Below are 8,662 nucleotides of genomic sequence, written 5' to 3'. Positions count from 1 at the left end.
ATTTTTCCCACCAACCATATTTTCCCCCCTTTGGCGCCCCGCCGGGGCGGGGGGCCCCCACCCCGGGGGGTGTCGTTACCAACCGCCCCCCCCCCGCCCCGCCCCCGCCGCCCGCCCGGCGCGGGCCCCCGGGGCGCGGAAGCCTTCGCCGGACGCGCGCGGTCAGTAGGAACGCGCGACGATCGCGAGGGTACCCGGGGCGTCGTCCGCCTCCGGCACCGACCCGTCCTCGGCCACCAGGCAGCGCACGGACACGGCCTGCTCGGCCAGCTTCGCCTCGCCCTCCGGGCCCAGGTCGGCCCACGGGATCCGCGCCCAGCCGCCCGCGACGGCGGCCTCGCCGGCCTCCTCGATGGTGGCGACGTCGGTGGTACGGGCCTCACGGCGCTCGCGGGACTCGCGCAGCAGCTGCGCCTGGTCCTCGTCCAGCACCTTGGGCAGCAGGTCGGCGAGGGCGTCGATCTGCACCGGGGTCTTCCCGCCCGGGATCCGGCGGGCCAGCATCGCGGTGCCGGCCTCCAGGTCGCGGGGGCCGATCTCGACGCGCACCGGTACGCCCTTGAGCTCCCAGTCCACGGCGCGGCGGCCGAAGGGGGTGTCGACGCGGTCGTCCACGTGCACGCGGATACCGGCGGCCTTGAGCCGGTCGCCCAGCTCGCGGACCTTGGCCACGGCCTCGTCGCCCTTGATCGCCATGACGACGACCTGGACGTGCGCCAGCCGCGGCGGGACGCGCAGGCCGTTGTCGTCGCCGTGCGACATGATCAGGCCGCCGACCATGCGGGTGGAGACACCCCACGAGGTCTGCCAGACCAGCTCCTGCTGGCCCTCCTTGGACAGGTACTGCGTGTTGAACGCCTTGGCGAAGTTGGTGCCGAGCTCGTGGCTCGTGCCCATCTGGAGGGCCTTGCCGTCGCCCATCATGCCTTCGAGCGTGAGGGTGTTGATGGCGCCGGCGAAGCGCTCCTTGGCGGTCTTGCGGCCGAGGACCACGTCGATGCCGAGCACGTTGGTCATGAAGTCGCCGTACACGTCCCGGTGGATCCGCGCCGCGTAGTCGCGCGCGTCCTCGTAGGTGGCGTGGGCCGTGTGGCCCTCCTGCCAGAGGAACTCGCTCGTACGGAGGAACACGCGGGGGCGCATCTCCCAGCGGACCACGTTCGCCCACTGGTTGATCAGCAGGGGCAGGTCGCGGTAGCTCTGGACCCACTTGGAGAAGTAGTCGTTGATGATCGTCTCGGACGTGGGCCGGACGACGACCGGCTCCTCCAGCTCCTTGCCGCCGCCGTGGGTGACGACCGCCAGCTCGGGGGCGAAGCCCTCGACGTGCTCGGCCTCCCGCGTCAGGTAGGACTGCGGGATGAAGAGCGGGAAGTAGGCGTTCTGGGCCCCCGCGTCCTTGATCCGCGCGTCCATCTCCTGCTGCATCCGCTCCCACAGGCCGTAGCCGTACGGTCGGATGACCATGGTGCCGCGGACCGGACCGTTGTCGGCCAGCTCGGCCTTGTTGATCAGATCCTGGTACCAGCGGGGGAAATCCTCCGCCTGGGGGGTGAGAACGGGTGCCTTAGCCATGCCGCGCATCGTACGGCGCGTGGCGCGGGATGCGTGAATCGGGTGCCGCGCTCCTCTGGACGGGAGGGCGATTGGGGAGTTCTCTGTCAACGGGGGCAGGGGGGCGACACGGAATCAGGAGCGCTCTTTCGATGACACCGACGCCGACCGCGACACTCGTCGCCCGGGACTGGGCGGAGATCCAGGAACGGATGCTGGTACCGCTGTACGAGGCGGTCTACGACCGGCTGGAGGTCGGGCCGGGCGACCGGCTGCTCGATCTCGGCTGCGGGGCCGGGCTGGCCCTGCTGCTGGCCGCCGGGCGGGGAGCCGCGGCCACGGGGGTGGAGCCGGACCCGGCCCGGCGGGCCCTGGCCCGCGAGCGGCTGCTCGACGTACGGGCGGCCCCGCAGCAGGGGGCCCGGCCGTACGACGCGCTGCTGGCCTTCTCGCCCCCGGCGGGGGCGCTGGCGGCGGCGCTGCCCGCGGTGCGGCGCGGCGGGGCCGTGGTGCTGGCGGGCTGGGGTCCCGCGGAGCGCTGCACGGTGCCCTCGGTGCTGGGCGGCGGCCCGGCGCCCCGGGACCTGGACGCGCTCGCGGAGGAGGCCGGGCTGCGGCCGGACGGCTCGGGGCGGGTGTTCTGCCCGTTCGGCTACGCGGACGTGGACAGCGCGGTGCGCGGGCTGCTGTCGACGGGGCTCTACGACGGCGCGGCCGATTCCGCGCTGGCGGAGAAGGAGCTGGCGGAGGCGCTTCACCCGTTCGGGCGAGCCGACGGCGCGGTGTGGCTGCCGAACATCTTCCGGTACGTGATCGCCCGCGTGGGCTGACGTCCCCCGGGCGGATGCGGGCCGCCCGGTGGACCGTCAGGCGGTGCCGTGGTCCTTCGTCAGCCGGGTGATCCCGGCGGCGGCGTAGGCGGCGGCCTCGTCCAGGGTCTCCTCGGCGAGCAGGGCCCGCGCCAGCGCGTCCAGCCTGGGGCGGTTCTCGCGGAGCAGCCGGCACGCCTCCTCGTAGCACTCGTCGACGATGCGGCGCATCTCGTGGTCCACCGCGTCGAGGGTGGCGGGGGCGGCGGAGAGTCCGTAGGGGCTCTGTCCGTCGGAGGGCACGGCGGTCAGGCGTCCGACGCGCTCGCTCATGCCCCAGCGGCCGACCATGCCGCGGACGATGGTGGTGACCTGCTCCAGGTCGTTCTCCGCCCCGGTGGTGACGACGTTGTAGACGAGGTGCTCGGCCGCCATACCGCCGAGCGCTCCGATGATGCGGCCGCGCAGGTACTCCTCGGTGTACGCGTACCGGTCGGCGTCCGGGGTGGAGAGGGTGACGCCGAGCGCGCGCCCCCGGGGCACGATGGTGATCTTGCGTACGGGGTCGGCGCCGGGCTGGAGCATGCCCAGCAGGGCGTGCCCGCCCTCGTGGTAGGCGGTGCGCCGGCGCTCCTCCTCGGGCATGACGAGCGGCCGTTCCGCGCCGAGCTGGACCTTCTCCAGGGCGTCCGAGAGGTCGGAGGCGGTGACCTCGGACCGCCGGCGTTTGACGGCGAGCAGCGCGGCCTCGTTGGCGAGGTTGGCGAGCTCGGCCCCGGTCATGCCGGGGGTGGTACGGGCCACCTGCGCCAGGTCCACCCCCTCGGCGAGCGGGATGTCCCGGGTGTGGATGCGCAGGATGGCCTCGCGCCCGGCGCGGTCGGGCGGCGGGACGACGACCATGCGGTCGAAGCGGCCCGGCCGGGTCAGCGCGGGGTCCAGGACATCGGCGCGGTTGGTGGCGGCCAGCACGACCACGCCCTCGGAGCCGGAGAAGCCGTCCATCTCGGTGAGGATCTGGTTGAGGGTCTGCTCGCGTTCGTCGTGGCCGCCCATGCCGGCGGCGCCGCCCCGGGCCCGGCCGATGGTGTCGATCTCGTCGATGAAGATGATCGCGGGGGCGACCTTGCGCGCCTCGGCGAAGAGCTCCCGGACCCGGGAGGCGCCGACGCCGACGATCATCTCGATGAACTCGGAGGCGGAGGCCGAGAAGAACGGCACCCCGGCCTCCCCCGCGACGGCCCGCGCCAGGAGGGTCTTGCCGGTGCCGGGCGGTCCGGAGAGCAGCACCCCGCCGGGCATGCGGGCCCCCATCCGCCGGTATTCCTGCGGGTGCTCCAGGAAGTCCACGACATCGTTGAGCTCGCCCTCGACCTCGTCGATGCCCGCGACGTCCTCGAAGGTGGTGCGCCGGGCGCCGCTGTCCAGTTCCACCGGCTTGGGCGGCGCCTTGCGGCCGAGCCCGCCCACGGCCCCGCCCATCGCGCCGCCCATCCGGCGGGCGATGACCACCCACAGCAGGACGAGCAGCAGCATGGGGGCGAGGGAGAGCAGGAGGTTGGCGAGGAAGCTGCGCTGTACGACGACGGGTGAGGCCGTGACGGTGACGTTCTGCCGCGTGAGGTTCGCCCACAGGTCGTCCTCGGCGAAGGCGGGCCGCTGGGTCTCGAAGGTCTTGTAGTCGCCCTTGCCGCCGTCGGGCTTCGGCCGGCCGGATTTCAGCTCGCCCTGGATGGCGTCGCCCTTGGCGTAGATCGTGGAGACGTTCCCGGCGGCGACCTGCTTGCTGAACTCGGTGTAGGAGATCGTCGGCTCGTCGCCCTCGTTGAAGAAGGAGAGCACGACGTTGGCGATGACGAAGACCACCGCGGCGGCGAGGATCAGCCCGCGCCAGCCGCCGGGCATGCGCCTGCGGGGCGGCGGGGTGGGCGGCGCGCCCTCCGAGCGCCAGGGCGTGTCGGCCCGGTCGCGGGGAGGTACCGGGGTGGGGCTGGGCACGGGGCGCCTCCTTCGGGCGTCCGGAGGTCCGGACGTCCTTCCTCCCCGACGACCATAAGCGACAAATCGACATGTCGCTCTGGTGGCAGCGGAAGGGCCCCGGCCGTTCGTACCCGGCCGGGGCCCTCGTCGCGGGAGCTCCCGCGTGCTACTTCATGAACTTCTTGAACTCGTCCGGAAGGTCGAAGTTCTGCCCGTCCAGGCCGCCCGGGGGCAGACCGAAGGGGTTGGAGGCGGCAGCCGGGTCGGCCGTCTGCGGACCCTGCTCGCGGCGCGCGGCGGCCGCCTCCTCGTCCGCCTTGCGCTTCATGGGGTTGCCGCTCTTGCGCTTGCCCTTGGCCTGCTTGATCTGCTTCTTCTGCCGGCCGGGGCCGCCGCCCATCCCGGGGATGCCCGGCATACCGGGCATGCCGCCGCCCTGGGCCATGCGGGACATCATCTTGCGGGCGTCGAAGAACCGCTCGACCAGCGCCTTGACCGCGCTGACCTCGGTGCCGGAGCCCTTGGCGATACGGGCGCGGCGCGAGCCGTTGATGATCGTCGGGTCCTGGCGCTCGGCCGGGGTCATCGACTTGATGATCGCCGCGGTGCGGTCGACATCGCGCTCGTCGATGTTGTTGATCTGCTCCTTGATCTGCCCCATGCCGGGCAGCATGCCGAGCAGCTTGGAGATGGAGCCCATCTTGCGGACCTGCTCCATCTGGGCCAGGAAGTCGTCGAGCGTGAACTCCTTGGGGCCCTTGGCGAGCTTGGCCGCCATCTTCTCGGCCTCGGCCTGCGAGAAGGTCTTCTCGGCCTGCTCGATGAGGGTGAGCATGTCACCCATGTCGAGGATCCGGCCCGCCATGCGGTCGGGGTGGAAGGCGTCGAACTCGTCGAGCTTCTCGCCGTTCGAGGCGAACATGATCTGCTTGCCGGTGACGTGCGCGATGGAGAGCGCGGCACCACCGCGGGCGTCGCCGTCGAGCTTGGAGAGCACCACGCCGTCGAAGCCGACGCCGTCGCGGAACGCCTCGGCGGTGTTGACCGCGTCCTGGCCGATCATGGCGTCGACGACGAAAAGGATCTCGTCGGGGCTGACGGCGTCACGGATGTCCGCGGCCTGCTGCATCAGCTCGGCGTCGATACCGAGGCGGCCGGCGGTGTCGACGATGACGATGTCGAACTGCTTGGTGCGCGCGTACTCGACGGAGTCCTTCGCGACCTGGACCGGGTCGCCGACGCCGTTGCCCGGCTGGGGCGCGTAGACGGCGACGCCCGCGCGGTCGGCGACGACGGAGAGCTGGTTGACGGCGTTGGGGCGCTGGAGGTCGCAGGCGACGAGCAGCGGGGCGTGGCCCTGCCCCTTGAGCCAGAGGCCGAGCTTTCCGGCGAGAGTGGTCTTACCGGCACCCTGGAGACCGGCCAGCATGATCACGGTCGGGGCGGTCTTGGCGAAGCGCAGCCGGCGGGTCTCGCCGCCGAGGATGGTGATGAGCTCGTCGTTGACGATCTTCAGCACCTGCTGGCCGGGATTCAGCGCCTTGCTGACCTCTTCGCCGCGCGCGCGTTCCTTGACGTTCGCGATGAAGGAGCGGACGACCGGGAGGGCGACGTCGGCTTCGAGGAGCGCGATACGGATTTCCCGGGCCGCCGCGTCGATGTCAGCCTCGGACAGCCGGCCTTTGCCGCGCAGGCCCTTGAAGGTATTCGCCAAGCGGTCGGAGAGCGTATCGAACACGGTGGTCGCGATTCCTCGGGTCGGGGGCGTGGTGGTCGTCCCCCAGGGTATCCGCCCCCGCCGCTCCTCCGGTCCTGTGGTCGGGATTCCCCGGGGCGGGTGCCCCGGGGAACGGCGGGGTCCGGTGCTCGCGGAGGCTAGGCCAGGGCCGATGCCACCCGCTCGGCGAGGGCCGTGGCCGCCGCCGGGTCCAGGGGTTTGCCCTCCGGGGTGGTCACGTACAGGGTGTCGACCGCGTTCGCGCCCAGCGTGGAGACGTGCGCGCTGCGGACGCGGACCCCGCCGGATTCCAGGGCGCGGCCGATCCGGTGCAGCAGCCCCACCGCGTCCGGTGCCCGGACCTCCAGGACCGTCGCCAGCGGGGAGACCTCCGGGACCACCGTGACGCGGGGCGGCGGCGGGACCACCCCGCGCCGGCGCGGGTAGGCGGCCTCGCGGTCCGCGAGCCGGGCGGGGACATCGAGCGAGCCGTCCAGCGCGCGGACCAGGTCGGTACGGAGCCGGGCCGCCTCCGGGAGCGCCCCGTACTCCGCGGCCACCCGCCAGCGCAGCACCAGTACCTCCCCGAGCCGGTCGGGAAGCTCGACGGAGCGCAGGTCGGCCGCCCGTACGGTGAGCCGGTGCAGGGCCAGCACCCCGGCGGCGGCCGGGAGCAGCCCCGGCTGGTCGGGGACGGCCAGGACCAGTTCCACGCCGACCGCGTCCTCCTCGTGGCGGGCGTGCAGCGCCAGCACCGGCTCCCCCGTACGCAGGGCCTCCACGGCCAGCCGTTCCTGCTCGGTGCTGGGGATCTCCGGTGCCCGTTCGGCGGGGGCGGTGCCGCGCAGTACCGCGGCGACGCGGGCGACGAGGTCCGCCACGAGGGAGCCGCGCCAGGCGCTCCAGGCGGCGGGGCCGGTGGCGAGGGCGTCGGCCTCGGTCAGGGCGTGCAGTATCTCCAGGGTCCCCACGGAGCCGACGGCGTCGGCGACCGACCGGAGGGTGGCCGGGTCGTCGAGGTCGCGCCGGGTCGCGGTGTCGATGAGCAGCAGGTGGTGGCGGACGAGCGTGCCGAGCACGGCGACGTCCTCGGGGCCGAAGCCGACGCGCGCGGCCATGTCCTGGGCGATGGTCTGCCCGACCACGGAGTGGTCGCCGGGCCAGCCCTTGCCGATGTCGTGCAGCAGGGCGGCCATGAGCAGCAGGTCGGGGCGGTGGACGCGGCGGGTGAGGGCCGCGGCGCGGACGGCCGTCTCGATGAGGTGGCGGTCCACGGTCCAGGTGTGGACGGGATTGCGCTGGGGGCGGCAGCGGACGCGTTCCCAGTCCGGGAGCAGCCGGGTGATCAGCCCCTCGGCCTCCATGGCCTCCCAGACGGCCACGGTGGGCTCGCCCGCGCCCAGCAGGGTGAGCAGCTGCTCGCGGGCCTCGGCCGGCCAGGGCACGGGCAGCGGTTTGGCCTGGGTGGCGAGCCGGCGGACGGCGTGCGGCGAGACGGGCAGTCCGGCCTGCGCGGCGGCCGCGGCGAGGCGCAGCGGCAGGACGGCGTCCCGGTCGGGCCGGGCGGCGAGGGCGAGGACGGCCTCGCCGTCGGACTCGACGATGCCTTCGGCGAGGGGTGCCCGGGGGACGGTCCGCTCCCCGCGCCCGCCGAGGAGGCCGCGCAGCCGGGGCCGGGCGGCGCGGGCCCGCAGGACCCGCCCGACCTCGCGCCAGGTGACGTCTCCGGCGTACGCGACCACGCGCGCGGCCTCGTACACCTCGCGCAGCAGCGCGTCGGCGTCGAGCAGTCCGAGCTGGGCGGCGACCTGGTCGTGCTCCTGGAGCGAGAGGCGGTCGGTGGCCCGGCCGGTGACCAGGTGGAGGGCGTCGCGGGTGTCGAGGAGCCGGCGCCGGGCCTCGGCCAGGCCCTCGCGGGGGGCGTCGGCCAGCCAGGAGGCGGCGACGGCCCGCAGCGCGGTGATGTCGCGGAGCCCGCCGCGGGCCTCCTTGAGGTCGGGTTCGAGGAGGAAGCGCAGCTCCCCGGCCCGTTCGGCGCGCTCGCGGCAGAGGGAGTGCAGTTCGGGGAGCCTCCTGGGCGCCTGGTTGCGCCAGTCGGCCAGGACGGAGGTGCGCAGTCCGGCGAGGAGGCCCGCGTCCCCGGCGACGGAGCGGGCGTCCAGCAGGCCGAGGTGGACCTTGAGGTCCTCGGCGGCGGTCCTGCGGGCCTCGGCGGGGGTGCGTACGGAGTGGTCCAGGGCCAAGCCGAGGTCCCACACCGGGTACCAGAGGCGGTCGGCCAGGGCGGCGAGGGCCTTCGGGTCTGCCTTGCCGTCGTGGAGCAGGACCAGGTCGAGGTCGCTGCGGGGGGAGAGTTCGGCCCGCCCGTAGCCGCCGACGGCCACGAGGGTGGCTCCGCGGACCCCGCTCTCGCGTACGGCGGTCGTGAACAGTGCGCTCAGCCAGTCGTCGGTCAGCCCGGCCAGGGCGGAACGCCGGGCGGGCCCGGACCGCGACTCCTCCTGGAGGAGTCGCAGCCGGGCCGCGGCGTAGCCGCTGGGTCCCGAGCCGGCGGTGCGGCCGGTGGTGTCTTCGACGCTCGTCACCCAGATGCTCCCGTCGT

Annotated in this window: 5 protein-coding genes; 1 reads left to right on the top strand and 4 read right to left on the bottom strand. The window is 73.8% G+C overall.

Annotated elements, in window-relative coordinates; all coding sequences use genetic code 11:
• Positions 1 to 162 precede the first annotated feature (162 nt).
• Entirely contained in the window at positions 163 to 1,575 is a 1,413-nt protein-coding gene (gene proS / locus ABZ873_RS22540; protein ID WP_360874919.1) for a proline--tRNA ligase, read from the bottom strand.
• A 131-nt stretch (positions 1,576 to 1,706) separates the two neighbouring features.
• On the opposite strand from proS, the gene ABZ873_RS22535 reads away from it, so the two are divergent.
• Complete coding sequence (locus ABZ873_RS22535) at positions 1,707 to 2,384, top strand: methyltransferase type 11 (RefSeq protein WP_360874917.1); 678 nt, start codon at positions 1,707 to 1,709, stop codon at positions 2,382 to 2,384.
• Positions 2,385 to 2,420: 36 nt separating this feature from the next.
• Here the strand turns inward: ABZ873_RS22535 and ftsH are convergent, their stop codons facing one another.
• The 3 genes from ftsH to ABZ873_RS22520 all read right to left on the bottom strand — a co-directional run bounded on the left by ftsH (position 2,421) and on the right by ABZ873_RS22520 (position 8,645).
• Complete coding sequence (ftsH, locus tag ABZ873_RS22530; RefSeq protein ID WP_360874915.1) at positions 2,421 to 4,361, bottom strand: ATP-dependent zinc metalloprotease FtsH; 1,941 nt, start codon at positions 4,359 to 4,361, stop codon at positions 2,421 to 2,423.
• Positions 4,362 to 4,509: 148 nt separating this feature from the next.
• Positions 4,510 to 6,081, bottom strand: coding sequence for a signal recognition particle protein (gene ffh / locus ABZ873_RS22525; protein ID WP_360874912.1), 1,572 nt, complete (start codon positions 6,079 to 6,081; stop codon positions 4,510 to 4,512).
• 137 nt (positions 6,082 to 6,218) lie between these two features.
• On the bottom strand, positions 6,219 to 8,645 hold the full coding sequence (locus ABZ873_RS22520; protein WP_360874910.1) for a [protein-PII] uridylyltransferase: 2,427 nt from the start codon (positions 8,643 to 8,645) through the stop codon (positions 6,219 to 6,221).
• Between the last annotated feature and the right edge of the window lie 17 nt (positions 8,646 to 8,662).

Origin of the sequence: Streptomyces sp. NPDC047014 (genome assembly GCF_040644195.1) — a bacterium.
Classification (GTDB): domain Bacteria; phylum Actinomycetota; class Actinomycetes; order Streptomycetales; family Streptomycetaceae; genus Streptomyces.
The sequence above is the reverse complement of the archived record's forward strand: the minus strand, read 5'-3'. Positions and strand labels throughout refer to the sequence as shown.

Bases quoted from the DNA above. Each gene is read 5' to 3' on its own strand.
- proS (WP_360874919.1), bottom strand. From the start codon at position 1,575: ATGGCTAAGGCACCCGTTCTCACCCCCCAGGCGGAGGATTTCCCCCGC.
- ABZ873_RS22535 (WP_360874917.1), top strand. From the start codon at position 1,707: ATGACACCGACGCCGACCGCGACACTCGTCGCCCGGGACTGGGCGGAG.